General features: G+C 53.2%; 1 pseudogene. It reads right to left on the minus strand.

The features are described 5' to 3' along the window. Positions 1–237 (minus strand): annotated as a pseudogene (locus tag ACFVYJ_RS13940) (hypothetical protein); the annotation flags it as partial.

The raw sequence follows: 237 nt of genomic DNA on the forward strand, positions 1-237 counted from the left end.
GCGTCACCACAATCGGCGGCATCCCCCCGGGCATATTACAAATCAACTCCCGCAGTGCTTCCGTGCAACGGGTAGAGGCACCGTTGGTGACCAGTGCATGCTGACTAAACACCATAGGTTTAACCGACTGCACTTTGGCTGTCGTCACTGCTGAAGCAGGGAGACGGAATTTAAGTTTTGCCGCTGTTGCAGCGGCAGCTTTAACCTTCACTGTAAGATCACGCTGAAAGAGCTCAA

The organism is Pontibacter sp. JAM-7 (assembly GCF_048548695.2).
In the GTDB taxonomy this organism is placed as follows: Bacteria; Pseudomonadota; Gammaproteobacteria; order Pseudomonadales; family Balneatricaceae; genus Neptuniibacter.